The 26,229-nt window shown below is 61.2% G+C and carries 18 protein-coding genes, 2 tRNA genes and 3 rRNA genes; 15 read left to right on the forward strand and 8 right to left on the reverse strand.

Features of this window, described 5'->3' with window-relative positions; genetic code table 11:
• Positions 1 to 12: 12 nt before the first annotated feature.
• The 7 genes from AC5WNI_RS02980 (at position 13) to rlmM (ending at position 8,865) form a co-directional block, all read left to right on the forward strand.
• Complete coding sequence (locus AC5WNI_RS02980) at positions 13 to 1,917, forward strand: M48 family metallopeptidase (protein ID WP_487886293.1); 1,905 nt, start codon at positions 13 to 15, stop codon at positions 1,915 to 1,917.
• Positions 1,918 to 2,398: 481 nt separating this feature from the next.
• A 16S ribosomal RNA gene (locus tag AC5WNI_RS02985) occupies positions 2,399 to 3,939 on the forward strand.
• A gap of 76 nt (positions 3,940 to 4,015) precedes the next feature.
• A tRNA-Ile gene (locus AC5WNI_RS02990) sits at positions 4,016 to 4,092 on the forward strand.
• Between the two features lie 40 nt (positions 4,093 to 4,132).
• Positions 4,133 to 4,208 (forward strand) — tRNA-Ala (locus AC5WNI_RS02995).
• Positions 4,209 to 4,439: 231 nt separating this feature from the next.
• Positions 4,440 to 7,327: ribosomal RNA gene (locus AC5WNI_RS03000) — 23S ribosomal RNA — on the forward strand.
• A gap of 138 nt (positions 7,328 to 7,465) precedes the next feature.
• Positions 7,466 to 7,581 (forward strand): 5S ribosomal RNA (gene rrf / locus AC5WNI_RS03005).
• The 16S, 23S and 5S rRNA genes sit together here with 2 tRNA genes alongside, the layout of an rRNA operon.
• A 210-nt stretch (positions 7,582 to 7,791) precedes the next feature.
• The gene (gene rlmM / locus AC5WNI_RS03010) at positions 7,792 to 8,865 is read left to right on the forward strand and encodes a 23S rRNA (cytidine(2498)-2'-O)-methyltransferase RlmM (RefSeq protein ID WP_175090612.1); all 1,074 of its coding nucleotides are present in this window, start codon (positions 7,792 to 7,794) and stop codon (positions 8,863 to 8,865) included.
• Positions 8,866 to 8,994: 129 nt separating this feature from the next.
• Here the strand turns inward: rlmM and AC5WNI_RS03015 are convergent, their stop codons facing one another.
• The gene (locus AC5WNI_RS03015) at positions 8,995 to 9,279 is read right to left on the reverse strand and encodes an antibiotic biosynthesis monooxygenase family protein (RefSeq protein WP_175090611.1); all 285 of its coding nucleotides are present in this window, start codon (positions 9,277 to 9,279) and stop codon (positions 8,995 to 8,997) included.
• 62 nt (positions 9,280 to 9,341) lie between these two features.
• Here AC5WNI_RS03015 and tusA point away from each other — a divergent pair, with 62 nt between their 5' ends.
• Entirely contained in the window at positions 9,342 to 9,587 is a 246-nt protein-coding gene (tusA, locus tag AC5WNI_RS03020) for a sulfurtransferase TusA (RefSeq protein WP_054555155.1), read from the forward strand.
• A 40-nt stretch (positions 9,588 to 9,627) separates the two neighbouring features.
• On the opposite strand, the gene AC5WNI_RS03025 is transcribed toward tusA, so the two are convergent.
• A complete protein-coding gene (locus AC5WNI_RS03025) occupies positions 9,628 to 10,362 on the reverse strand; it encodes a hypothetical protein (RefSeq protein WP_175090610.1) in 735 nt (244 codons plus the stop codon).
• Between the two features lie 293 nt (positions 10,363 to 10,655).
• Positions 10,656 to 12,131: an MATE family efflux transporter gene (locus AC5WNI_RS03030; protein WP_495929158.1), complete on the reverse strand. Its 1,476-nt coding sequence runs from the start codon at positions 12,129 to 12,131 to the stop codon at positions 10,656 to 10,658.
• Positions 12,132 to 12,473: 342 nt separating this feature from the next.
• Between AC5WNI_RS03030 and AC5WNI_RS03035 the strand changes: the two genes are divergently transcribed.
• The 5 genes from AC5WNI_RS03035 to AC5WNI_RS03055 all read left to right on the forward strand — a co-directional run bounded on the left by AC5WNI_RS03035 (position 12,474) and on the right by AC5WNI_RS03055 (position 18,737).
• Entirely contained in the window at positions 12,474 to 13,046 is a 573-nt protein-coding gene (locus AC5WNI_RS03035) for an elongation factor P hydroxylase (protein ID WP_487886199.1), read from the forward strand.
• A 235-nt stretch (positions 13,047 to 13,281) separates the two neighbouring features.
• Positions 13,282 to 14,328 carry a Fe(3+) ABC transporter substrate-binding protein gene (locus AC5WNI_RS03040; RefSeq protein WP_254627208.1) on the forward strand — a complete coding sequence of 349 codons (1,047 nt, stop codon included), beginning with the start codon at positions 13,282 to 13,284 and terminating at the stop codon, positions 14,326 to 14,328.
• 141 nt (positions 14,329 to 14,469) lie between these two features.
• A complete protein-coding gene (locus tag AC5WNI_RS03045; protein WP_495928654.1) occupies positions 14,470 to 16,278 on the forward strand; it encodes an ABC transporter permease in 1,809 nt (602 codons plus the stop codon).
• 113 nt (positions 16,279 to 16,391) lie between these two features.
• Entirely contained in the window at positions 16,392 to 16,928 is a 537-nt protein-coding gene (locus AC5WNI_RS03050; RefSeq protein WP_175090608.1) for an HPP family protein, read from the forward strand.
• A gap of 216 nt (positions 16,929 to 17,144) precedes the next feature.
• Positions 17,145 to 18,737 carry a DEAD/DEAH box helicase gene (locus AC5WNI_RS03055; protein ID WP_495928657.1) on the forward strand — a complete coding sequence of 531 codons (1,593 nt, stop codon included), beginning with the start codon at positions 17,145 to 17,147 and terminating at the stop codon, positions 18,735 to 18,737.
• Positions 18,738 to 18,828: 91 nt separating this feature from the next.
• Here the strand turns inward: AC5WNI_RS03055 and AC5WNI_RS03060 are convergent, their stop codons facing one another.
• Entirely contained in the window at positions 18,829 to 19,395 is a 567-nt protein-coding gene (locus tag AC5WNI_RS03060; RefSeq protein ID WP_240916687.1) for a hypothetical protein, read from the reverse strand.
• Between the two features lie 48 nt (positions 19,396 to 19,443).
• Positions 19,444 to 20,394, reverse strand: a complete 951-nt coding sequence (locus AC5WNI_RS03065; protein WP_487886196.1) for a TatD family hydrolase — start codon at positions 20,392 to 20,394, stop codon at positions 19,444 to 19,446.
• A 326-nt stretch (positions 20,395 to 20,720) separates the two neighbouring features.
• On the opposite strand from AC5WNI_RS03065, the gene AC5WNI_RS03070 reads away from it, so the two are divergent.
• Entirely contained in the window at positions 20,721 to 22,658 is a 1,938-nt protein-coding gene (locus tag AC5WNI_RS03070) for an ATP-binding cassette domain-containing protein (protein ID WP_175090605.1), read from the forward strand.
• A 209-nt stretch (positions 22,659 to 22,867) separates the two neighbouring features.
• Here the strand turns inward: AC5WNI_RS03070 and AC5WNI_RS03075 are convergent, their stop codons facing one another.
• A complete protein-coding gene (locus tag AC5WNI_RS03075; protein ID WP_175090604.1) occupies positions 22,868 to 23,320 on the reverse strand; it encodes a universal stress protein in 453 nt (150 codons plus the stop codon).
• A 209-nt stretch (positions 23,321 to 23,529) separates the two neighbouring features.
• Here AC5WNI_RS03075 and AC5WNI_RS03080 point away from each other — a divergent pair, with 209 nt between their 5' ends.
• Complete coding sequence (locus AC5WNI_RS03080) at positions 23,530 to 24,078, forward strand: preprotein translocase subunit YajC (protein WP_175090603.1); 549 nt, start codon at positions 23,530 to 23,532, stop codon at positions 24,076 to 24,078.
• A gap of 124 nt (positions 24,079 to 24,202) precedes the next feature.
• On the opposite strand, the gene slyA is transcribed toward AC5WNI_RS03080, so the two are convergent.
• Together slyA and AC5WNI_RS03090 are read right to left on the reverse strand one after the other, a co-directional pair.
• Positions 24,203 to 24,649: a transcriptional regulator SlyA gene (gene slyA / locus AC5WNI_RS03085; protein ID WP_043335305.1), complete on the reverse strand. Its 447-nt coding sequence runs from the start codon at positions 24,647 to 24,649 to the stop codon at positions 24,203 to 24,205.
• A 217-nt stretch (positions 24,650 to 24,866) separates the two neighbouring features.
• The gene (locus tag AC5WNI_RS03090) at positions 24,867 to 25,979 is read right to left on the reverse strand and encodes a DUF5924 family protein (protein ID WP_175090602.1); all 1,113 of its coding nucleotides are present in this window, start codon (positions 25,977 to 25,979) and stop codon (positions 24,867 to 24,869) included.
• Positions 25,980 to 26,229: the final 250 nt, after the last annotated feature.

The following is a 26,229-nucleotide window of genomic DNA, read 5'->3' on the forward strand; positions in this document are numbered from 1 at the left end:
TGGCGAGCGCGAATGAATTTCTATCATGAGCAGGACAGTGCGCGGCGTCGTACACGGCTATTGCTGATGGCCTTCACGGTCATGTCGCTGGTGGTGTCTCTTGCCGCCGGCGCCGTGGTGCATGTCGCGATCAGCAGTTTCCTGGGGCGCCCGGCCACCACGACGTTTGAATATGTCTGGCCAGTGGCGAGCATCATCTTCCTGTGCAATGCACTGGTCGCAGCGCGTGAGCTGCGGCGTCTGCAGCAGGGCGGCGCGGTCGTGGCCGCACGCCTGGGTGGCAAGCTGGTGGATGTCGAGACGCAGGACTCGAGCGAGCGGCGGGCACTGAATGTGGTGGAAGAGATGGCGATCGCCGCCAATCTGCCCACGCCGCAGCTGTTCCTGCTTCCGCATGAGGCGATGATCAATGCCTTCGCGGCGGGCTATCGGCCACATGATGCGGTGATCGCGCTGAGTCGCGGGGCGTTGGAGCAGCTGGATCGCAATGAGCTGCAGGGCGTGGTCGCTCACGAGTTCGCCCATATCGCCAATGGCGATATTCGCCTCAACCTGCGTCTGGCGAGTGCGGTCCATGGCCTGGTGTTTCTCTCCGAGGCGGGACGCTTCCTGATGGGGACGGGGCGCATCGGCTTCGTGTTGGGCAGGGCGCGTTCCTCCGGCTCCGACAGGAAAGGCGGCATGCCACAGCTGATGCTGGTCGGTGTGGCGCTGTGGTTGCTCGGCAGTCTCGGCGGGCTGGGCGGCAGGCTGCTGCAACGCGGGGTAGCGCGCTCACGCGAATATCTCGCCGATGCCAGTGCGGTGCGTCTGACGCGCTTCCCGGATGGCATCGCCTCGGCCCTCAAGCGTATCGGTGGCATGGGCTGGCAGGGGCGCATCCAGCATCCGCGCGCAATGACCTACAACCATCTCTTCTTCGTCGAAGCGCGCCCGCCATGGCTGACGGGCTGGTTCGACTCGCATCCGCCGCTGGATGAACGCATCAAGCGCCTGGAACCCCGTTGGGACAGGCAATATCTGAGCGCGCGTCAGCAACCGGTGCATACCTTCGAGCAGCAGGGGCCCATCGGGGCAGAAGTGCTTGGCGGGGGCATGGCGGGTATCGCCGGCGCGGCTGTCCTGGGCGAGCTGTCGCGTTCCCGGGGTGAACTCGAGAACCTGACGCTGTCACGCTTTCTCTGCCCGCAGCTGGTGGTGGCGATGATCGCGCCCTCGGAGCTCACCCGGCGTGGGGTCTGGCTCACCGAGCTTGAGCGTCAGCATGACTGGCTGGATGGCAAGCGCGTGCGCGAGGCGCGGCGCAAGCTCGAGTCCTTGCCGCGAGTCGAGTGGATCCCCTTGCTCAACCGGCTGATACCGCGCTGGCGGGAAGCGGATGAGCGCGCTCATCGCATGCTCAAGGCGCAGACACCTCCGCAGGACATGTTCATCTGGTGTCTGTGGCAGTTGTTGTTGGAGTCACTGGACCCGCGAATCGATCGCAAGAGTGACTCGCTGGCCTTGCAGCAATGTCAGCCGGCCTGTCAGCACTGGCTCATGCTGATGGTCGGACTCATCGACGATGAAGCGCTGCGCGAGGGCATCTTCCTGGACGCCAGTGCGGAACTTGGTCTGGCGCTTGCGTATCCGCAGTCGCAGCCGGATGGGGATAATCCTGCGCTGCGCTGCCGTCATCTCACGCAGCTGGCTCACCTGCGCCCGATGGACAAGCAGCGCTGGTTCACGGCGCTTGCCCAGGTGGTGCATGCCGACCAGACACTGGCCGATGAGGAGGTGGCCCTGCTGACACTGCTGGCCCGCGTCATGCAGCTGCCGGAGGCACGCCTGGAAGCGGCGCTTGAGACACAGTCCCATTCGCGTGGTGGCTGGCAGGCGCGCCCAGTATCACGGCCTGCGGATGGCAGGGCGGTCTGAGTATCGATCAGGCGAGCGGCTATTTTCTGCGTCAAAGCTCTTGCCATCAAACCGATTCCTGCGTAAAGTACGCATCCGCTGCCGGGGACGCATGGCGTTGCCAGCGGTGAAAGAGGTTTGCAGGTGATTGTTTTGCTTGATGTTTTTGAAGTCCGCTTCGAAATCATCGATTGACAATCCCGGGCGATTGGCTAGAATACGCCGCACTCCTTGTGGGACAGGTGATCGAGCAATGCTCCTCACCGCTTGATGATGCTTAGAGGCAGTCGATTGACTCATCATCAAGTGCTTGACTTACCAAGCGTTCCGGGTAGAATATGCCTCCTCGCTTCACAGCGACGCTCTTTAAAAATTTGATCAGGTAATTCGTGTGAGCGCTTGCCGATGAGTGGTGACAAGGTCACCAAATATCGGAGCAAGCCTCTCACGAGAAGTTTGACTCTGAACCAAGTTTGGTCTGCTTAACAGACTATCAAGCTTTCAACTGAAGAGTTTGATCATGGCTCAGATTGAACGCTGGCGGCAGGCTTAACACATGCAAGTCGAGCGGAAACGATTCTAGCTTGCTAGAAGGCGTCGAGCGGCGGACGGGTGAGTAATGCATGGGAATCTGCCCGATAGTGGGGGACAACCTGGGGAAACTCAGGCTAATACCGCATACGTCCTACGGGAGAAAGCAGGGGATCTTCGGACCTTGCGCTATCGGATGAGCCCATGTCGGATTAGCTTGTTGGTGAGGTAACGGCTCACCAAGGCGACGATCCGTAGCTGGTCTGAGAGGATGATCAGCCACACTGGGACTGAGACACGGCCCAGACTCCTACGGGAGGCAGCAGTGGGGAATATTGGACAATGGGCGAAAGCCTGATCCAGCCATGCCGCGTGTGTGAAGAAGGCCTTCGGGTTGTAAAGCACTTTCAGCGAGGAAGAACGCCTCGGGATTAATACTTCCGAGGAAAGACATCACTCGCAGAAGAAGCACCGGCTAACTCCGTGCCAGCAGCCGCGGTAATACGGAGGGTGCAAGCGTTAATCGGAATTACTGGGCGTAAAGCGCGCGTAGGTGGCTAAGTCAGCCAGGTGTGAAAGCCCCGGGCTCAACCTGGGAACGGCATCTGGAACTGCTTGGCTAGAGTGCAGGAGAGGAAGGTAGAATTCCCGGTGTAGCGGTGAAATGCGTAGAGATCGGGAGGAATACCAGTGGCGAAGGCGGCCTTCTGGACTGACACTGACACTGAGGTGCGAAAGCGTGGGTAGCAAACAGGATTAGATACCCTGGTAGTCCACGCCGTAAACGATGTCAACTAGCCGTTGGGTCCCTTGAGGACTTAGTGGCGCAGCTAACGCAATAAGTTGACCGCCTGGGGAGTACGGCCGCAAGGTTAAAACTCAAATGAATTGACGGGGGCCCGCACAAGCGGTGGAGCATGTGGTTTAATTCGATGCAACGCGAAGAACCTTACCTACCCTTGACATCCAGAGGACTTTCCAGAGATGGATTGGTGCCTTCGGGAACTCTGAGACAGGTGCTGCATGGCTGTCGTCAGCTCGTGTTGTGAAATGTTGGGTTAAGTCCCGTAACGAGCGCAACCCCTATCCTTATTTGCCAGCGAGTAATGTCGGGAACTCTAAGGAGACTGCCGGTGACAAACCGGAGGAAGGTGGGGACGACGTCAAGTCATCATGGCCCTTACGGGTAGGGCTACACACGTGCTACAATGGCAAGTACAAAGGGTTGCAATACGGCGACGTGGAGCCAATCCCATAAAGCTTGCCTCAGTCCGGATTGGAGTCTGCAACTCGACTCCATGAAGTCGGAATCGCTAGTAATCGTGGATCAGAATGCCACGGTGAATACGTTCCCGGGCCTTGTACACACCGCCCGTCACACCATGGGAGTGGACTGCACCAGAAGTGGTTAGCCTAACCTTCGGGAGGGCGATCACCACGGTGTGGTTCATGACTGGGGTGAAGTCGTAACAAGGTAGCCCTAGGGGAACCTGGGGCTGGATCACCTCCTTATCGACACTGTCTGCTGCTCGCGGCAAGTGCTCACAACGAATTACCTGATCAGGTTAGTTTATCGAGTAGTAGTGTCGGGTCTGTAGCTCAGTTGGTTAGAGCGCACCCCTGATAAGGGTGAGGTCGGCAGTTCAAGTCTGCCCAGACCCACCAAAAGCTTCGTGCTTTTGTCGACACGGTTTTGCCGACTTTTGGGGCCATAGCTCAGCTGGGAGAGCGCCTGCCTTGCACGCAGGAGGTCAGCGGTTCGATCCCGCTTGGCTCCACCATAAAAGTCCGGTTTAGCTTCTACTACCTGATAGCGCTGCACAGTCCACAGTGACAAGCATATCGCCTTCCTCGTGAAGGTTGTGTGACTTCTCACTGTTCTCTGAACAGCCGCTCTTTAACAATGTGAATCATGCTGACGATGGAATGTGCGCCAAGCACATCTCCATCAAACGATATGTCGGAGAGGTCCGACAGATTCGTAATCCTTGACAGACCCCTTGGGGTTATATGGTCAAGCGATTAAGCGCATACGGTGGATGCCTTGGCAGCCAGAGGCGATGAAGGACGTGATAGCCTGCGATAAGCGTTGGCGAGGTGGCAAATACCCTGCGACCCAACGATTTCCGAATGGGGAAACCCACTCACCATCAGGTGAGTATCTATAGGCCAATACATAACCTATAGAGGCAAACCCGGGGAACTGAAACATCTAAGTACCCGGAGGAAAAGAAATCAACCGAGATTCCCCAAGTAGCGGCGAGCGAACGGGGACCAGCCCTTAAGCGTGACAACTGACAGGCGAACAAGCTGGGAAGCTTGACGATACAGGGTGATAGTCCCGTAGTCGAAGTCTGAGTCACGTGAAATCGAGTAGGTCGGGGCACGAGAAACCCTGACTGAACATGGGGGGACCATCCTCCAAGGCTAAATACTCCTGGCTGACCGATAGTGAACCAGTACCGTGAGGGAAAGGCGAAAAGAACCCCGGCGAGGGGAGTGAAATAGATCCTGAAACCGTATGCGTACAAGCAGTGGGAGCACCTTCGTGGTGTGACCGCGTACCTTTTGTATAATGGGTCAGCGACTTATATTCTGTGGCGAGCTTAACCGTATAGGGGAGGCGTAGGGAAACCGAGTCTTAACTGGGCGACCAGTCGCAGGGTATAGACCCGAAACCGGGCGATCTATCCATGGCCAGGGTGAAGATTGAGTAACATCAATTGGAGGCCCGAACCCAAGTATGTTGAAAAATGCTGGGATGAGCTGTGGATCGGAGTGAAAGGCTAATCAAGCCCGGAGATAGCTGGTTCTCCTCGAAAGCTATTTAGGTAGCGCCTCACGTATCACCGCTGGGGGTAGAGCACTGTTTCGGCTAGGGGGTCATCCCGACTTACCAACCCGAGGCAAACTCCGAATACCAGTGAGTGCAGCGTGGGAGACACACAGCGGGTGCTAACGTCCGTTGTGAAAAGGGAAACAACCCAGACCGTCAGCTAAGGTCCCAAAATCCTGATTAAGTGGGAAACGATGTGGGAAGGCTCAGACAGCTAGGAGGTTGGCTTAGAAGCAGCCATCCTTTAAAGAAAGCGTAATAGCTCACTAGTCGAGTCGGCCTGCGCGGAAGATATAACGGGGCTAAATCAGGTACCGAAGCTACGGGTTCATCCTCTGGATGAGCGGTAGAGGAGCGTCGTGTAAGCCAATGAAGGTGGATTGAGAAGTCTGCTGGAGGTATCACGAGTGCGAATGCTGACATGAGTAACGATAAGGGGAGTGAAAAACTCCCCCGCCGGAAGACCAAGGTTTTCTGTTCTACGTTAATCGGAGCAGAGTGAGTCGGCCCCTAAGGCGAGGCGGAAACGCGTAGTCGATGGGAAACGGGTTAATATTCCCGTACCGGATGTGGTTGCGATGGGGGGACGAAGAAGGCTAGGTGAGCCAGGCGTTGGTTGTCCTGGTGAAAGCATGTAGGCCGAGGAATCAGGCAAATCCGGTTCCTCTGAGGTCGAGATGCGAGACGAACTGACCACGGTCAGGAAGTCATCGATGCCACGCTTCCAGGAAAAGCCTCTAAGCTTCAGACCACATGCGACCGTACCCCAAACCGACACAGGTGGTCAGGTAGAGAATACCAAGGCGCTTGAGAGAACTCGGGTGAAGGAACTAGGCAAAATGGCACCGTAACTTCGGGAGAAGGTGCACCGGTTCGAGTGAAGGACTTGCTCCGTAAGCTCCTACCGGTCGAAGATACCAGGTGGCTGCAACTGTTTATTAAAAACACAGCACTCTGCAAACGCGCAAGCGGACGTATAGGGTGTGACGCCTGCCCGGTGCCGGAAGGTTAATTGATGGGGTTAGGATTCGTCCGAAGCTCTTGATCGAAGCCCCGGTAAACGGCGGCCGTAACTATAACGGTCCTAAGGTAGCGAAATTCCTTGTCGGGTAAGTTCCGACCTGCACGAATGGCGTAATGATGGCCACGCTGTCTCCACCCGAGACTCAGTGAAATTGAAATCGCAGTGAAGATGCTGTGTACCCGCGGCTAGACGGAAAGACCCCGTGAACCTTTACTATAGCTTTACACTGGATGCTGATGTTGTCTGTGTAGGATAGCTGGGAGGCTTTGAAACCGCGTCGCCAGATGCGGTGGAGCCAACCTTGAAATACCAGCCTGACATCATTGGCGTTCTAACTCAGGTCCGTCATCCGGATCGAGGACAGTGTATGGTGGGTAGTTTGACTGGGGCGGTCTCCTCCTAAAGAGTAACGGAGGAGCACGAAGGTACCCTCAGCACGGTTGGAAATCGTGCATTGAGTGCAAGAGCATAAGGGTGCTTGACTGCGAGACAGACACGTCGAGCAGGTACGAAAGTAGGTTCTAGTGATCCGGTGGTTCTGTATGGAAGGGCCATCGCTCAACGGATAAAAGGTACTCCGGGGATAACAGGCTGATACCGCCCAAGAGTTCACATCGACGGCGGTGTTTGGCACCTCGATGTCGGCTCATCACATCCTGGGGCTGAAGTCGGTCCCAAGGGTATGGCTGTTCGCCATTTAAAGTGGTACGCGAGCTGGGTTTAGAACGTCGTGAGACAGTTCGGTCCCTATCTGCCGTGGGCGTCGGAAGTTTGAGAAGAGCTGCTCCTAGTACGAGAGGACCGGAGTGGACGAACCTCTGGTGTTCGGGTTGTCATGCCAATGGCATTGCCCGGTAGCTACGTTCGGACGGGATAACCGCTGAAGGCATCTAAGCGGGAAGCCCCCTTCAAGATGAGACTTCCCTGAGGCCTTGCGCCTCCTGAAGGGCCCTTGAAGACTACAAGGTTGATAGGCTGGGTGTGGAAGCACAGCAATGTGTTGAGCTAACCAGTACTAATTGCCCGTGAGGCTTGACCATATAACACCCAAGGGGTTTGCCCAGGCAAACCGCCGGGATTGCGACAGGATCGACGACATATCGGTCAGCATGATTCATATTGCGAGTCGCGAGGTCACAAGCCTCGAGACTCAGGCATCGCAAGATGCCACCGTTTCGCCTGACGACCATAGCGAGCGTGAACCACCCGATCCCATGCCGAACTCGGAAGTGAAACCGCTTAGCGCCGATGGTAGTGTGGAGTTTCTCCATGTGAGAGTAGGTCATCGTCAGGCACTTATACTGAACCGCCCCTGTAGCCTTGCTGCAGGGGCGGTTCTCTTTGTGGTGAGAAAAATTGCGCACGGCAAGAGGCGTACGCGCTTCGCGAGGTGCCTGTCGCGCCCATGATGACGGCCTGAGCGTTGTCACAGCCCCATCACGTACATGCACGCTTGTAGAAGGCAGAGGCGAGAGGCTAGACTCCCGAGCCTTCTGTATTGGAGATGATGATGCAACCTCAAGAACTGTTGCTGTATTGCCGCCCTGGCTTCGAGGCCGACCTAGCCGCAGAAGTCAGCGAGAAAGCGGCGTATATCGGCACGCCGGGTTATCCGATTGCGGCCCGCGACAGTGGCTTCGTGCGTTATGTGGTGACGAGTGATGAGCCCGCCAACGCCCTGCATCGTGACATGCCGCTACAGGCGTTGGTCTTCGCTCGTCAGACCCTGGTGGCACTGGAGCCACTGGTCGGCATGTCGCGGGAGAATCGTGTCTCGCCGATTCTGCAGCAGGTGGTCGACGCCGGCTGGAGCTTCGAGGAGATCCGCCACGAGATGCCGGATACCAATGATGGCAAGGCGCTATCGGGGCTGGGCAAGGCCGTCGGTCGCCCGCTGGAGTCCGCGCTCAAGAAGCGGGGCGCCCTGCGCCGCAAGGCCGGTGGTCGGGCGTTGCACGTCTTCTGGACGGATGGCGATGAAGTCCAGCTGGGCATGAGCTTCCCGGGTAACCGCAGCGAATATGCCAATGGCATTCGTCACCTGCGTTCGCCGAGTCGTGCGCCCAGCCGTTCCACGCTCAAGCTGGAAGAGGCGTGGCACGAATTCGTGCCGCGCGATCAGTGGGAGCGTCGCATCGCCACTGGCATGCAGGCAGCGGATCTTGGTGCCGCCCCGGGTGGCTGGACCTTCCAGCTGGTCGAGAAGGGCATGTTCGTGTTCGCGATCGACAACGGTCCGATGAACAAGGACCTGATGGCGACAGGGCAGGTCGAGCATCTCAAGGAAGATGGTTTCACCTGGGAGCCGCCGCTGCGTCTGGATTGGCTGGTCTGCGATATCGTCGACAAGCCGATTCGTGTGACCGAGATGGTCGAGCGCTGGCTGAAGAAGCGCTGGTGCAACGAGGCCGTCTTCAATCTCAAGCTGCCGATGAAGCAGCGCTGGAAGGAAGTCTCTCGCTGCCTCGACTATCTGGCCGCCAGTCTCGAGCGCTCCAACGTCGGTGCCGAGATTCGCTGTCGTCATCTGTATCACGACCGTGAAGAGGTTACTGTGCACGTGCGTATCACGCACTGATTGGCTGTAGGCTCGATCAGCACGCACGGGCGGCATGCCCCATACAAGAACCCCACGGCCTGTACTGGCCGTGGGGTTCTTGTATGGGGATGGGGGCGCCTGCTGCCTTCGCTCGCCGGAGAGGCGCGTTCAGGTATGCTCCAGCAGGATTATCCGCTCCGGTTGGGATAGCATGGGCGCCAGGCGCGCCATCATGCGATTTCTGGCCGGGCTGACCGACCATTCCTGCCACGCTCGCGCATCGCGCCATGAGGTGATCAGGATGCGGTGGCCCGCGCGGCCGGTTTCCATCAGGTTCTCGCCCGAGATGAAGCCCGGGACATGCGTAGCCTCGCGTACGACTTCACGCGAGGCCTGTTCGTAATCCTGTTCCAGTCCCGGCATGATATGCCGTTCGATCAGAACCTTGATCATGCCTGTCTCCCCTTTTTTGTACGTGCCGCCAGCCAGGGCGGCAGGATTGTCAGGAGTCTTCGATGACCGATATCACATTGCCCGAGGCCGATGCCGAGCTGGAAACCAGTGGCCTGTATTGCCCGGAGCCTATCATGATGCTGCACAACAAGGTGCGTGAGCTTGCCTCGGGTGACCTGTTGCGGGTGGTGGCGACCGACCCTGCCACCACCCGTGATGTGCCCAAGTTCTGCGCCTTTCTTGGCCACACCCTGGAACTGAGCCACGAGACGCCGGAACAGTTCCTGTATTACATCCGCATCAGTTGAGGCCTGCCCGCACCGCTGAGTCGTGGGTCATGGCTGATCCTCAGGCTTCGCGGTCATGGACCTCGACGCAGACCTGGTCGCTCTCGCCGGTCATCATCAGCGCGAGAGCCTCCAGCGTCGCCGGGTCCTGCTCGCGAATCTGATTGGCGATGGCGCGCTGGAAGAAATAGACCACATCATGCCGACTGCGCCCCGGGTACAGGCAGTCGTCGCCGGCCAGCACCGGTGTCTGGGTGACGCGAGTTTCATCGACCAGCAAGGCCTCGATGTTGCCATCGCTGTAGAGACGCCAACCGAAGACCTGCTTGAGCTGCCACTGTGACTCGCCGTTGGTCATGCACAGCGCATGGGTACCCAGCGTGTCCGGCAGTTGCTGCAGCAGTGTCGTCCTGTCCGAGACTTCATAGTCGTAATAGGCCGCGGCATGTTCGAGCTCGAACACCTTGTGGTCAGGCGCCAGCATGAAGACTTCGTCGGTTTCCGGGTCGCGATAGCCGACGAAATGCCCCTGTTGCGGGTCTTCCAGCTCGTGGCAGGGCATCAGGCCCTCCATCCACGGCACCATGCCGACGACTTCACCATCCTCGCGTAGCCCCCAGGCCAGTACCGGAATGCTGTAATAGCTGTCCGGGTCGCTGTCGAGCTGATAGAGCATTTCCAACCCGTCGTGTTCCGGCGCCAGCCGGAGAATACGACGTCGTGCACGCATCCTGTCACGCATGACACTCAGGTCGATGACCTTGGCGGAGCGGGGGGAAGAAACTGGTACGCCCATGACGAACCCTCCTCAGCAGCTTGTCGATCGTCCTCGGCGTGTGCTGGTGCGTTCTCTCGCTTCTGCCATGTGTGTCGTCAGCGAGAGAGCACTGCCTTGAATAACCATTAGCACAGCCAGCGCCTTGACGGTAACCCCTCCTTGGACGAAATGACCGTCTATCGGCTTTGTCGTGTTTAAACGCAAAAGCCCCGCGTCACCTTGTCGGGTGTCGCGGGGCTTTCTCATCAAGGCGTTTCAGGTGGCTGTCAGACCAGTCTCCTGGCTGAGATGCGCACGTTATTTGCCAGGCGTCACTGGCTCGCCAATACCTCGTCACGTACGCCACGGCGCGCGATGATCCACAGGCGCCAGCCCAGCAGCAGCGCTGCCACGGTCAGGCCTGCCACCATGCCGATCCAGTAGCCATAGACGCCCATCTGTTCGATGGGCCAGGGCGAGATCGGGAAGGCCTCACTGCCGACACCCAGCAGGTGTCCGCCTCCCAGCCCGACCACCCAGTAGGCGAACATGGTGATTAGCATGATGATGCGCGTGTCCTTGAAACCGCGCAGTGCGCCTGCCATGGCGACCTGCAGAGAGTCCGAGACCTGATAGAGCATCGCCAGGGTGATCAGCGACATGGCCAGGGCCTGGACCTTGAGGTTGCTGGTGTAGAGCGCCACGGCCGGCTCGGCCAGTACCCAGATCACGATGTCATTCACCAGCGCCACTACCAACGAGAAGGCCACGCCATTCCAGGCCACAAAACGTGCTTCACGCATGTCACCACGGCCGATGGTGTGGCCGACGCGCACGGTCAGGGCCATCGCCATCGACAGCGGCAGCATGAACAGCAGCGAGGTGAAGTTGAGCGCGACCTGGTGGGCCGCAACCTTGATCTCGCCGAAGCTGGCCACGAACAGGGCGATGACCGTGAACAGCGTGACCTCGAAGAAGATCGCGATACCGATCGGCAGGCCAACCTTGAGCAGTTCGCCCATCTGCTTGAAATGGGGGGCACTGGGCTGGCACCACAACGCCACGGCGTGATACGCGCTGCTGTAACGCGTGTAGGCGAACATGCTCAGGCACATGATCCACATCGCAAGGCCGGTGGCGATACCGCAGCCGGCGGAGCCCATGGCCGGAATGTCGCCCAGCAGTCCCGGCAGGGTGATTCCCAGCAGGTCATCCACGCCCGCAGAACCGTAGATCAGCACGTAATTGAGCGGGACGTTCGATATCAGGCCGATCAGACTGATGATCAGTGCCGGGCGGGTATGGTTCATACCGTCCGAGTAGGCGCGCAGAACCTGATAGAAGGCTGCGCCCGGCATGCCCCAGGCAATGGCCATCAGGTAGAGAGTCGCCTGCTCTGCCACGGCCTCAGGCACTTCCATCAGCGTGAAGATCGGCGCGGCCAGATACCACAGCGCAAGCCCGGACAGGCTGCCGAGTACCAGCGAGATCCACAGCGATTGATGCACGTTGCCACGTACCTCACCGCTGCGATTGCCCCCCATCAATTGCGCGACTACCGGTGTCAGGCCCATCAGGGTGCCCGCCATCAGCAGCAGCAGGGGCACCCACAGGCTGGAGCCCACCGACACGGCTGCCAGGTCCGTGGCTGAGGAACGTCCCGTCATCAGTACGTCCACGGCACTCATGCCTGCCTGAGCCAGCTGCGCGCCACATATCGGCAGCGCCAGAGTGACCAGGCGTGAGGTTTCCGCTCTGACGCGGGGAATCAGTGGCGGAGGCGGAGAACCGGGGGCCGTCTGAGGCATGGAGGAGGGGGATGGGTCGGCGGGGGGCACGGCAGGCTCCTGCTAGTAATCGAGAATCATTCTTGCTTGGCGCGCCATCCTAGCAGATAAGCAGGTTTCATGAACGCAAGCTGATGAATTATCACGGCTATGAGTGACACTGTCAGCTGAAATGACGCGCTATAGGCTTGCCACGTACAATGAGCCATCCGGCAGAGCAGGTTTTCCTGCCGCCATCGAATGCTCCCACACTGCCAGCGCTTGCCGAGAATTGCCGTGTCGTCCCATGAGTCCCTAACTGCTGTCCATTCCTCTGATTCCGCCTGCGGGAGCCCTCGTCGTGCGCATGACCTCGCCACCTTGATGGCGTTGTTCGACGGCCTGTTCGGTGGCACCTTCAATACCTTGCTGCGCTGTGATCCCGAGGAGCCGCTCTATCTTCCGGCCGGCATGCAGGGAGAAGGCAGGCGAGTCCCGGAATCAGAACTTGGCTATCACCGTGTCTATCTGGCACGTGGCTTCTTTTCCAGCGCACTGCATGAGATCAGCCATTGGTGCATCGCAGGCGTCAGACGGCGGCTCGAGGAAGATTACGGCTACTGGTATGCACCGGATGGCCGCGACGCCGAGCAGCAGCGCGCCTTCGAAAGTGTCGAGGTTGCCCCCCAGGCGCTGGAGCTGCTTTTCCACCGGGCGGTGGGCAAGCCGTTTCATGTCAGCGTCGACAATCTTGAGCTGGAGGTGGATCGAGACGCCTTCACGCAACGTGTGATGCAGCGTGCCGCCGATGTCGAGCAGCGCGGCCTGCCCGCACGTGCCGCTGCCTTCCGCCATGCACTCGCCGGTGTCTGGCAGCAGGGGATGCCGCTTGAGCAGGCCATCGCCCATGCCATGCCCCTGTTGCCTGCAGTGGGCGAGGACGGCCGGCTGGAGTGAAGCCTTCCTGTGCATGGCAGGCAGCAGTGTCGTCGCTGGCTGGGCTTGCCTCCCGGAACCCGCCTCCTGAAGCGGGATTGCATTATCTGCAAATCAGCGTTGCACTCACGTTGCAGGCGTCAGCGCTTTGTGATTAGAATGATTCGCATTGACACAATGGTTCCGCTTCTACTGGCCTGCAGGTCTGCCCATGGCAGTCCTCGTCAGGACAGGACACCTTGAACAGGGGTATTCGATGACTGCTGTATCCATGATTTCTGCATCCTCCGCTCGCAAGCTGTTGTTGAGTGCGCTGGTCGGCGTGACGGCTGTCACGACCATGCCGGCGCAAGCCCAGGAAGAGGTGAACGTCTACTCCTATCGTCAGGCCTATCTGATCGAGCCGTTTCTCAAGGAGTTCACCGAGGAGACCGGCGTCAAGGTCAACGTGGTATTCGCCAAGCAAGGTCTGGCCGAGCGTCTCAAGCGTGAAGGTCGCAACACGCCGGCTGACGTCCTGCTGACGGTGGATATCGGTCGCCTGCAGGAATTGGTCGACGAAGAGCTGGTCAAGAGCGTCAATGACGACGTCATCGAAGCCAACCTGCCCGAGCAGTATCACGGCCCTGACAACCAGTGGTTCGGTATCACCACCCGTGCACGCGTGCTCTACACCAGTGTCGATCGCCTCGAGGCCGGTCAGGTCGCAAGCTATGACGACCTGGCGGATCCGAGCCTCAAGGGCCGTGTCTGTTCACGAGCCGGTGATCACCCCTACAACGTGGCATTGATCGCCTCGCGTATCGCCCACAACGGCGAGGAAGCGACCCGCGAATGGCTGGAAGGCTTCAAGGACAACCTGGCGCGCAAGCCGCAGGGCGGGGACCGCGATCAGATCAAGGCGATTCGTGACAACGTCTGTGACGTGGCCATCGGCAACAGCTACTACTACGGCAAGATGCTCGACAATGACGAGCAGCGTCCGTGGGCCGAGAAGGCACGCATCGAATTTCCGGACCAGAACGGTGTCGGTACGCACATGAACATCTCCGGCATGGCGATGACCAAGTACGCGCCGCACGAAGAGAATGCGCTCAAGCTGATGCGCTTCTTGACCGAGAAGACCGCCCAGCACATGTATGCCGAGGTCAATTTCGAGTATCCGGCCAACCCGGCTGCCGAAAGCTCGGAGCTGCTGACGTCCTGGGGCGAGTTCAAGCAGGATGACCTCTCGCTGACCGAGGTCGCCAAATACCGCAAGCGTGCTGCTCAGATGGTCAATGAAGTCGGCTTCAACCAGTAACGGCACTCACCGCTGGCATGAGCCATCGGGTGGGATGTCATGAACGAAGAGGGGCTGTCGCGATGCGACAGCCCCTCTTCGTTTGAGTGAACAATGTAAAATAGACGCAATTGCAGTTGGCAGGTCAGTGAGGAAGAACAGATGACGCAAGGCAAGCGGCTGTTGGCAAAGCGAGGTGCGAGCCTTGAAGAGGAAGCCTGCACGGCAACCAGCGCGACGGAGCTCGCCCTGGAGCACGCGACTCACGGCACGTCATTCGACGAAGATGCGGCGATAAGACGCCGTCAGCGGCGTCTGGGCACGCACATGGGGTGGTTCGCGACGGCCTGGGGGGTCGCCGCGCTGGTGGTGATGCCGGTGCTGGCCGTCATCTGGCTGGCGTTGTTCGGCGATGATGGCAGTGACCAGGCCGGTGACGGCGTCTGGCCGCACCTCGTCTCCACCGTGTTGCCTGACTATGTCATGACGAGTCTGGCGCTGGTGGCCGGCGTGGCGGTCCTCAGCGGCAGCATGGGCGTGGTCTCGGCGTGGCTGACCACCATGTATCAGTTCCCGCTGCGGCGCACCTTCGAGTGGTCGTTGCTGCTGCCGTTCGCGATTCCTGCCAATGTCATCGCCTACATCTACACCGATGTCTTCGAGTATGCCGGGCCCTTCCAGGGCGCGCTGCGTGCGCTGTTCGGCTGGGGCTCGCCTCAGGATTACTACTTCCCCGAGATACGCAGTCTGGGCGGTGCCATCCTGATGCTGTCGCTGGTGCTGTTTCCGTATGTCTTCATGCTGGCGCGCTCGGCGTTTCTCGATCAATCACCGTCACTGCGCGATGCCAGCCGCACCCTGGGCTGCAATGGCTGGCAGAGCTTCTGGCGCGTGGCACTGCCCAGTGCACGCCCGGCGATCGCCGTCGGTCTGGCGCTGGCGATGATGGAGGCGCTCAATGACTTCGGCACCGTCGATTACTTCGCGGTGCGTTCGCTGACTGCCGGCATCTTCAATGTGTGGCTCAACATGGGCAGCCTGCGCGGCGCGGCCCAGATCGCGCTGTGTCTGATGATCTTCGTGGTCACGCTGATCTGGCTGGAGCGACATGCCCGGCGTCGGCAGCGTCAGTTCGGCAAGGGCGATCGCTATCGTAGCTATCGTCGCCCGACATTGCATGGCTGGCGCGCCGGACTGGCGACACTGGCCTGCCTGCTGCCGTTGCTGTTCGGTTTCCTGTTGCCGGTGGGCCTGTTGACGCGGCATGCCATTCGCTATTTTGAGGAGTCGTGGACGCCGGACTTTGCCGGTTACGCGCTCAATAGTCTGATGCTGTCGGTCAGTGCTGCCGTGTTGACGCTGATCATCGGGGTGCTGCTGGCCTACGCCAAGCGGCTGGATCGCACCGCCAGCGTACAGCAGGCGCTCAAGCTCTCGAGTCTCGGTTATGCCATGCCGGGCGCCGTGCTGGGGCTGGGCGTGCTGGTGCCGCTGTCCGGGTTCGACAATGCGCTGGACAGCTTCCTGCGCGCCAACTTCGGGTTCTCCAGCGGTCTGCTGCTGACGGGGACGATGGGCGCGATCATCATCGCCTATGTGGTGCGTTTCCTCGCCATCGCCGCGGGCTCCATCGAATCGAGTCTCGACAAGGTCACGCCTTCGATGGACATGGCGGCGCGCTCGCTGGGCGAGAACACCCTCTCGACACTACGCCGGGTGCACCTGCCCTTGATCCGCCCCGGTCTGCTGACCGCGGCGCTGGTGGTCTTCGTTGATGCGATGAAGGAGCTGCCGGCCACCTTGCTGCTGCGACCCTTCAACTTCGACACGCTCGCCACCCACGTCTATCAGTACGCCTCGGATGAAATGCTCGAGCAGGCGGCGCTGCCGGCGCTGGTGATCGTGGTGGTCGGTATCCTGCCGGTGATCGTGATCTCGCGCACCATCGTGGCCTCGCGCAGCGAGTCATGACGACGACAGCATTGGTATCAGCTTATTGCCAAACGGGAGTTGTTCCTCATGTGGAGATCGCCTAGGGTGCAGCGCTCGACACTGACAGGACAATGCCGGAGATGGTTCGCACGATGTTCAAGCCTTACGTAGCCAAGATGCGTGGTGGCCCCCTGAAGCGGGGCAGGCCGCATGTTGCCGATGCCCTGTGGTCATGGCTCGGAGCCTTTCTGGGCATGGCGCTGATCGGCTGGTTGTCCTCGCACTATCTGGCAGTCAGCTCGCTGTTGCTGGTGGGGTCCTTCGGCGCGACCTCGGTGCTGCTCTACGGCGCGCCGCACAGCCCGCTGGCCCAGCCGCGCAATGTGCTGGGCGGCAACATGCTGTCGGCACTGGTCGGGGTCGCCTGCTATCACTGGCTGGGCGATGGCTGGCTGGCAGCGGCCATGGCGGTCTCGGTGTCACTGCTGGTCATGCAGCTGACGCACACCCTGCACCCGCCGGGCGGCGCCACCGCCCTGATCGCGGTGATCGGCGGTCAGCCGCTGCATGAGCTGGGCTACTGGTACGCCCTGTTGCCGGTGGGGCTGGGCTGCTTGGCGATGCTGGTGCTGGCGGTGTTGATCAACAATCTGGCGCGTCATCGCCGCTATCCGCTGCACTGGCATTGAGCCCATCGGATGCGCGCTTCTGCAGGCGACGGCGGAAGATGGTAGACTGGGCCATCGCCTGACGCGAGCGACTGGCAGCAGCCGGATGAGGTCCCTCTGACCGACTCCTTTTTCTCTGCGCCTGATACGCCTCGCTCCCTCTCCCGGCACGTGCCCGGCCAGGCGCCATTCCTTAATGATCGACCAGCACGTGGCCGGTCAGCCGAAGAGATATTGATGACTGAGACTACTGCCAATTCCGTCCCGGCGTTTGCCTCCCTGGGGCTGTCCGCTCCTGTCCTGAAAGCGATCGCCGAGATGGGCTATTCCACGCCGTCTCCCGTCCAGGCAGGTGCGATTCCTGCCGTGCTGGAAGGCCGCGATGTGATGGCTGCCGCGCGCACCGGTACCGGCAAGACCGCCGGTTTCGCCCTGCCGCTGGTCGAGCGCCTCGCGCAGAGCGCTCCCGCGGGTGCCCGCAAGATCAAGGCCCTGATCGTCACGCCTACGCGTGAGCTGGCCGCGCAGATCGACGAGAACGTCACCGCCTATTCACGTCACCTGAAGCTGCGCAATGCCGTGGTATTCGGTGGCGTGAAGATCAACCCGCAGATCAGCCGCCTGTCCTCTGGCGTCGAGATCCTGACCGCCACGCCGGGCCGCCTGCTGGACCTGCACTCCCAGAAGGCCATCGACTTTTCCGATCTCGAGACGCTGGTGCTGGATGAAGCGGACCGCATGCTGGACATGGGCTTCATCCACGACATCCGCCGTCTGCTCAAGCTGCTGCCGACCAAGCGTCAGACGCTGCTGTTCTCCGCGACCTTCTCCGATGAGATTCGCGGCATGGCCAACAAGCTGCTGAATGACCCGGCGGCGGTGGAAGCCAGCCCGCGCAATACCACGGCCGAGAAGGTCGAGCAGCATATCCACACCGTAGAGAAGAGCCACAAGCCTTCGCTGCTCAAGCACCTGATCATCAAGGAAAACTGGCACCAGGTGCTGGTCTTCACCCGTACCAAGCACGGTGCCAACCGACTGGCGACCAAGCTCGAGAAGTCTGGTATCAGTGCTGCAGCGATTCATGGCAACAAGAGTCAGAATGCGCGTACCAAGGCGCTGGCCGGCTTCAAGAACGGCGAAGTGCGAGTGCTGGTCGCGACGGATATTGCAGCGCGTGGCCTGGATATCGAGCAGCTGCCGCAGGTCGTGAACTACGAACTGCCCAACGTGCCGGAAGACTACGTGCACCGTATCGGGCGTACCGGCCGTGCTGGTGCCAGCGGGCGTGCCATCTCGCTGGTTTCCAGCGATGAGCGCAAGGAACTGGGCGGGATTGAGCGTCTGCTCAAGGGCAAGCTCAAGCGTGTCGAGGTGGAAGGTTTCGTGCCGGAAGTCGATGTCGAGCCGGAACGTGAACCGCGTCAGCCGCGTGGCGGCCAGCGTTCTGGCGGCCAGCGCTCTGGCGGTCAGCGCACAGGTGGCAAGCCTGCCGCTGAAGGTCGTGGCAATGGCGGCCCGCGCTCGGGCGGCCAGCGCACTGGCGGCCAGCGATCGGGCGGCCAGCGATCGGGCGGCCAGCGCACTGGCGGCCAGCGCTCTGAAGGCCAACGCACTGGCGGCCAGTCTCAGCAGACCGCGCGTGTCGATGATGACAACCGCGGCAACCGTGCGCCGGTGCAGCGTGAAGTCGATGGCAATCGCATCGCGCCGCAGCCGGAGGTGAACGGCAACCGTGCGCCGAGCAATGATGAGCGTCCGCGCCGCCGCTCACGCGGTGGTCGCAACCGCTCCAGCGGTGGCAACGGTGGTGGCCGCTCCAACGGCTGAGCCGCGCCGTAGAGGCCAAGGCTTGAACAGGAACGCCCCGACAACCTTGCGGTTGTCGGGGCGTTTGCGTGTCAGGGGCGAGAACGACTGATCAGACGTCTTCTTCCCAGTCGATCTCGTAATCCGGGCCAGTGCCCTGGATGTCTTGCTCGCCACGCACGCCATCACCGCGCAGGCGGGTATGGATGGCCAGCATCACCAGCACCTCGTTGTCTGGGCGGAAGGGCTGCAGGCCCTGTTCGAACAGCATGTTGTTGCGCTCGCGCGCCCAGTCGCCCGGGGCAAGCTCGGGATAGAGCCCTTCCGCAGGCGCGAACTCGACGAACGGGTCCATGTTGTAGGCGTCGAACAGGCGGGCCAGTGCCTGCTCGTCATCCATGACGCCGGTGGTATAGAGCGTGGTCTGGTAGTAGTCCTGCTCCAGCTCCTTGAGCACATCAAGGGGGCTGACGCCGAAGCTGCGCAGGTCATCCAGGCTGTAGTCGCCCAGCTCCAGCATCTCGCCATCCAGCCATTCGTCATCCGGTTGGATCAGCACATGCTTCATCTGGCCATCGGGCAGCGCCCAAGCGATGGCCAGCGGCAGACTGGAGTCCTCGCCGGTCTCGACGGCGATGAAGGCGGGGAAGTCCCCTGTTTCGGGTTCATATTCGTGCATGGTGATGTCCAGAGCAGGGAAGCGTGCAGGGAAAGTCGTGTATGCCGATTACAGGCGGAAGAAGCGGATGGCAGTGGCGGTGGTGGCCTGTGCGAGTTCTTCCATGTCGATACCGCGCAGCGCCGCGACCTCCACCATGATCCACACCAGCAGCGAGGGTTCATGACGCCGTCCCTTGAGCTTGGCGGGCAGATTGCGCGGTACCAGATAGGGACAATCGGTTTCCAGCATCAGGCGCTCGAGGGGAATCTCGCGGCACAGGCTGCGCAGGTGTTCGCCTCGGCGCTCATCACACAGCCAGCCGGTCAGACCGATGTGCAGGTCGAGATCCAGGTAGCCGTAGAGCGTCTCGCGCTCGCCGGTGAAGCAGTGCACGACGGCGTGACTGATATCGTCGCGCCAGTGCTTGAGCATCTCGAGCATCTGGCGACCGGCGTCGCGTTCATGCAGAAACAGCGGCAGGCCTGTCTCGGCGGCCAGTGTCAGCTGCGCTTCAAACGCTCGGGCCTGTTCGGCGGGCGTCGAGAAGTTGCGATTGAAGTCGAGGCCACATTCCCCCACTGCGACGACCTCCGGCTGCGCCAGTAGCTCCCGGATGCCGCGTTCGACGCCGTCGTTCCACTGGCTGGCATCATGTGGATGCACGCCGGCGGTGGCAGAAAGGCCACGATAGCGTGCCGCCAGCGCCTGGGCCTCACGCGAGCCATCCAGGCTGGTGCCGGTCAGGATCTGCCGGCTGACGCCCGCCGCGCGTGCTCGCAGCAAGGTACCCTCGATGTCGCGCGCGTAGCTCTCATGCGTCAGGTTGACGCCGATGTCGACCAGCGCAAAGGGGCTGGCGAAACGCAGCTCCGGTGCCAGTAGCGTCAGCGCGGCCGCGATTTCGGCCTCGCCGAGCTCAAGGTCGTCACACAAGGCGGCAAGCGTCTCGTCGGACAGCCGCTCGCTATCATAGTAGGGCAGGGAGGCAGGATCGGCATGCGGGGGAAGCGCGGACATCGGACACCCTTGGGATCGCGGGGAGGGAGGAGACACGTGACAGCGCAAGGCCTGACAACAGCCTGTCGGTCTGGCACTCGATAGCGCTGCATGACAGGCGGGCCTTGGCAGCGCAGGGCACGTGACGTGATTTCAAGCGGTCGGCCATTCTACCCAAGGCGCCGGCGTCTTTCAGCCCTCGCGGCGTCTTCCATCGCCTGCACGCTGTGCCTCGGGTAGAATGGCAGCATTCTCCGGCGCGCGTCGCTGGCGGCGGCCTGTCCGCCTGACTCCCACTTCCTCCGTGGCCTTCCCGGCCGTGGACCCGTCACGAGTTGCTGCTGCACATGGCATTGTTACGACTGGAAAATCTTCAGCTGGCCTACGGCCATCACGTCCTGCTCAACGGGGCGGACCTTGTCGTCGAGCGCGGCGAGCGTCTGGCGCTCGTCGGCCGCAACGGCACCGGCAAGTCGACCCTGCTCAAGCTTATCACCGGCGAATTCCAGGCAGATGCCGGTGAGCTGTGGAAGGCGCCGGGCCTCAAGATCGGCGTGCTCTCGCAGGACCTGCCGGCCGCCGAAGGACGCACCATCTTCGATATCGTCGCTGAAGGCCTGCCGAAGGCGGGCGCGCTGCTGGCGGAGTACCATCATCTGATCAGCGATCCCGAGCCGGATCTCAAGCGTCTCGAGCACGTGCAGGTCGCGCTGGAAAGCGTCGATGGCTGGCAGTTCCAGCAGCGTATCGATACCGTGCTGACCCGTCTGGGTCTGCCGGAAGACACCATGATGGAAGACCTGTCCGGCGGCTGGCGTCGTCGTGTCGCGCTGGCGCGTGCGCTGGTGTCCGACCCGGACCTGCTGCTGCTCGATGAGCCGACCAACCATCTGGATCTCGATACCATTGCGTGGCTGGAAGAGCAGGTCGCGGCCTTCTCTGGCGCTGTACTGTTCATCACCCACGACAGGGCTTTCCTGAAACGCCTCGCGACCCAGATTCTGGAGCTGGACCGTGGTCGTCTCGGTCGTTATCCGGGCGACTACGCGGCCTACCAGGCCCAGAAGCAGCACGAGATGGACGTCGAGGCCAAGGAGAATTCCGAGTTCGACAAGAAACTGGCCCAGGAAGAGACCTGGATCCGCCAGGGGGTCAAGGCGCGTCGTACCCGCAATGAAGGCCGTGTACGTGCGCTGGAGAAGATGCGTGCCGAGCGTGGCCAGCGGCGTGAAGTGCAGGGCCGTGCGCGTATCGCCGTCGACTCCGCCGAGCGCAGCGGCAAGCGGGTCGTGGAGCTGGAAAACGTCAGCTATCGCTACGACGAGGCGCAGGAGCAGTGGGTCATCCGTGACCTGAGTATCGAGATCCAGCGTGGCGACAAGGTTGGTCTGCTGGGACGCAACGGTGCGGGCAAGACCACGCTGCTGCACATCCTGCTCGGTCAGCTGGAAGCCAGCGAAGGCAAGCGTATCGAAGGCACCAAGCTGCAGATCGCCTACTTCGATCAGCTGCGCAAGGGCCTCGACATGGAAGCCACCGTCTATGACAACGTGGCGCGCGGCAGCGACCGTGTCACGGTCGGCGGACGTGACATGCACGTGATGAGTTACCTGCAGAACTTCCTGTTCACGCCGGACCGCGCGCGTCAGCCGGTACGCTCCCTGTCAGGGGGCGAGTCCAACCGTCTGCTGCTGGCACGTCTTTTCACCATGCCTGCCAACGTGCTGGTGCTCGATGAGCCGACCAACGACCTGGATGTCGAGACGTTGGAACTGCTCGAGGAGCTGTTGCTCGACTTCGACGGCACCGTGCTGCTGGTTTCCCACGACCGTGCCTTCATGGACAACGTGGTCACCAACATCCTCGCCTTCGAGGGCGACGGGGTCGTCAAGCCGTATATCGGGGGCTACAGCGACTGGATACGTCAGGGCGGGCATCTGCCGCCGGCACCGTGGGAAGTCGAGCGTGAGCGCGAGGAAAAGCACCGTCGTGATGCCCAGGCAGAAGACGAGCGTCGCAAGCGTGAGGCCGCCCAGGCGCAGCAGGCCAACAAGAAGGTCAAGCTGCCTTACAAGCTCCAGCGCGAGCTGGACCTGATTCCGGCGACCATCGAGAAGCTGGAGGCGGAGGTCGCGACACTGGAAGCCGAGATCGCGGCGCCGGAGTTCTACACCGGGGATGCCAAGGTGGTGAAGAACACGCTGGAGAAGCTCAGCCACAAGCAGCAGGTGCTGGAAGAGACGATGGAACGCTGGATGGAGCTTGAGGCCATGCAGGAAGGCTGAAGCCGCAAGTGACGGTCATGCACACGTACGGTCATGGACTACGGTCATGAATTACGGCCATGAGTGACGATGCTTGATGGCCGTGCCGTGCAGAAAGTCCGTCAGCTGAATACACAAGAGGGCTGCCCATGGGCAGCCCTCTTGTCGTCCCTCACATGTCGTCGACGTGAGGTGTCGTCTGGCAGGAGGTGTCGTCTAGCCGGTCGCCATCATTCCTCGCTGTCATCCGCGCCGACGCGCACCGCCAGCACGTCGCACTGGGCGCCGTGCAGGACACCCGTGGAGGTGGAGCCCAGCAGCAGCGCAAAGCCATGGCGACCATGCGAGCCGACCACGATCAGGTCCACGTCGTGTTCGGCCGCGAAGCGATGAATCTCGCTATCCGGCATGCCGACCACCACGTACTGGTCTTCGGCGGCGATATCATGAGGCGTGGCGATCTCGCTGAGTCGTTCACGGGCGTGGGAATCCAGCTGGTCCTGGATGCTGGTCAGGTCCATCGGGATATCACCGCCATAGGCAAAGCCCAGCGGTTCCAGCGTATGGATGATGGAAATCTTGGCGCCGTTGCGCTTGGCGATCGGCAGTGCCCGCTCCAGCACCAGATGGGAATCCTTGGTCAGGTCGACAGCGACCAGTACATGCTTGTATTCGTTGCTCATCCTGAGGTCCTCCCGCAGAGGTTGGCCATTCGAGTGGCGTCGTGCACCTGCTTCCATGCTAGGCTTGCCGCCCCCTTGAACACAATGACTTACATCAACGTAATGACAGTGCGTGATACGCAACCCCTCGGGGCTGCATAGCCTATCTTGCGCCTTTACGCCATGTCCTGCTTGATGAAACCCTTGAATAGACAACCGTTGGATAGACGATGACGACTGCGCTGATCATCATTTTTGTCGTGCTGGCGATGCTGTCGCCACTGACCTGGCTACGCCCCAGCAAACGCGAGACGCGCACCTCACTGGTCCGCAAGGCGGTGATCGCCGATGGCATGCGGGTGGACCTCAAGGCGCCGCCTCTTTCTGACGCGCCCAAGGGCATCGTCGGCTATCGCCGTCCCTGGCCGACCGAACGCGATGTCACGCCCTTCATCCTCGTGCAGGATGAATGGGCCAGTGACGCTCTGCGTGAGGCGGTGCCGGGCTATCGCTGGCGCGAAGAGAGTCGCCTGGCGGATGACCCGGACGTCGCTGCGGCGCTGCTGCGCTTTACGCGCACGCTGCCGGAGGACGCCTTGATGCTGGAGTCGTCACTCTCCGGTCTGACGCTGTGGTGGGGCGAGAGTCTGGATGTGGAGAGCTGCCACGACTGGCGGCGCGAATTCGAGGTCTTGCATGCGCTGTTGATCGACAAGGCGCCTATCTCGCACAAGCGTCGTCCGCTGGTGGGCACCGAACCGAAGATGCCGGACGCCTGACACGGGCAGCCTTCCCGCCTGTAGAAAAAAGCCCCCATCGAGTGACTCGATGGGGGCTTTTTCATATCCCGCTTGCGTTCATGTCCTGCTGGCACGGCCGGCCATTTCCGGTCGGCATGTCGGGTCAGGCGCTTTCCGGCACCTTCTCGGAGATTTCCAGGCCATTGCGCTCCATGACACGCAGGCATTCGCAGAATTGATCGACCTGCGCCTCGCTCAGGCCCTCGAGCATCTCGATGCGAGTCTGCTCGGCGATGGCATCGATCTTCTCGATCAATGGCAGCGCCTTGCGGGTCAGGAAGATGCGCTTGGTGCGGCGGTCTTCCTCACAGGCACGGCGCTCGACCAGGCCCTGTTCGGTCAGTTGGTCCAGGGTGCGAACCAGCGACGGGGCTTCGATACCGATGGAGCGAGCCAGATCACATTGGGGCTGACCATCGCCCATGCGCCACAGGTGTACCAGCGTCATCCAACGAGTCTGGGTCAGGCCTAGTGGGGACAGTCGCTGGTCCAGAATGGCGCGCCACAGGCGCGGCAGGCGGGAAAGCTTGAGTCCGATATCTTCATGCATGGATAGGTCGTCCGCTGAGTGCAAAGGTGAAGGGGCTTTTGTCATTGGCGCGCGTCCAGCATCACTCAAAAGTGAATGAGACTGATTCCTTGTCTGCGCCGCCCTTCACATCAGCATGCTAGGCAGTCTGGATAATTACAAGCCTGCGAACGAATTTTACGTCCATGGTCGAGTAACTCAGCGTTCCCGCTTGCGGAGTGACTCGTGGTGGCGACTGTCACAAACCCGGAATCAGGTTGGTGATACGCCAGCCGGGGATGCCGGGGGGCTGGCTGATGGTGCTGTCCGCCAGGGTCGCCTGCTGCGGATCATCGCTGACCAAGAAGCGCAGACTGCCGATGCGCTGTCCGTTCATCGTCTCGACATCGATGCGCCACTCGCCCTCGCTGCCCTGCGGGAAGGCCGTCTTGTGGGTCCAGGCGCGGTAGCCTTCGCTGCGTCCGCCGTTGATGTTCAGGGCGATGCGATCGACGACTTCGCCATCATGACGCCAGACGTGATAGACCTTCTCCGACAGACCGCGCGGCGCGCGAATGGCCGTGTAGGCGTAGAGGCCTCGGGCGGAGAGTTGCGCAGGTGTCAGCTGCATCTCGCCGCGCGGTGCGCGCGCCGCGGCATCGAAGTCCGGCGACAGGCTGCTGGCATTGATCCACAGCGTGGCAGGCGGAATCCAGGCACGTGCCCCCCAGGCACCCACCCCGAGCATCACGCTGATGCCGATCATCGCCAGACCGCCGACCAGACCGCGCGCGATGCGCAGGTTGGCGACGCTGGGCAGCGCGAACAGACTCATGGCGGCACAGGCGGCCAGCAGGCTCTCGCCCGTGGTCAGTTCCAGCAGCAGGGGCAGGGTGACCAACACCACGACGAACACGCACAGGGCGTGGAAGCCGAAGTACAGCCAGCGATGACGCTCGGCCAGCCGGTAGTAGAAGGGGTCGAGAATCGACAGCAGGGTCGCGCCGCACAGCAGCAGCGTGAAGCCTGCCTGGCCGCTGGCCCAGTCGGTGGTCGCCAGGAAGAACGGCAGCGTGAAACACAGTGTCTCCTGCTGGATCAGCTGGGCCACGAAGGTCGCCAGCTTGCGGGGCAGGGCATTCTGACCGCGATGGCGACGCAGGCGGCTCCACAGGCCTTCGGCAATCAGGATCAACCAGGCCAGCATCATGCCCAGAGCCAGCAGGCCGCCCAGCCATTGCTGACGGTTGACGAGAAAGAAACTGCAGATGCCGGCGGCGAAGCCGATGGGCGGCCATAGCCAGTGCCAGCGCTTGGTGCGTTCGACAAGGCCGGTCAGGCGTAGATACAGGGCGGTGAGAGTGCTGCTCATGAAAGCATGATATCGATGAGGCCTTTGAAAGCCTGCTGGCGCGCGAGGAGGTGTCGCGGTCAGCCTGCGGGTTGGGAAAGTGTTCAGGGTAACGCGGCTGCCTTGTGCGGTGTAGCGTCGATCTTTGCCTACATCGGCTGTCGATAGCGTGCGCCAGTCAGCTCAGTCCAGTATACAGACGCGCTGTGACCCCCGACCTTTCGCTAATGTCAGCAGGCTTGATCTTTGCCCGTCACTGGCCCAAGCTGGC

Source organism: Cobetia sp. PDI-12MA, assembly GCF_059507695.1.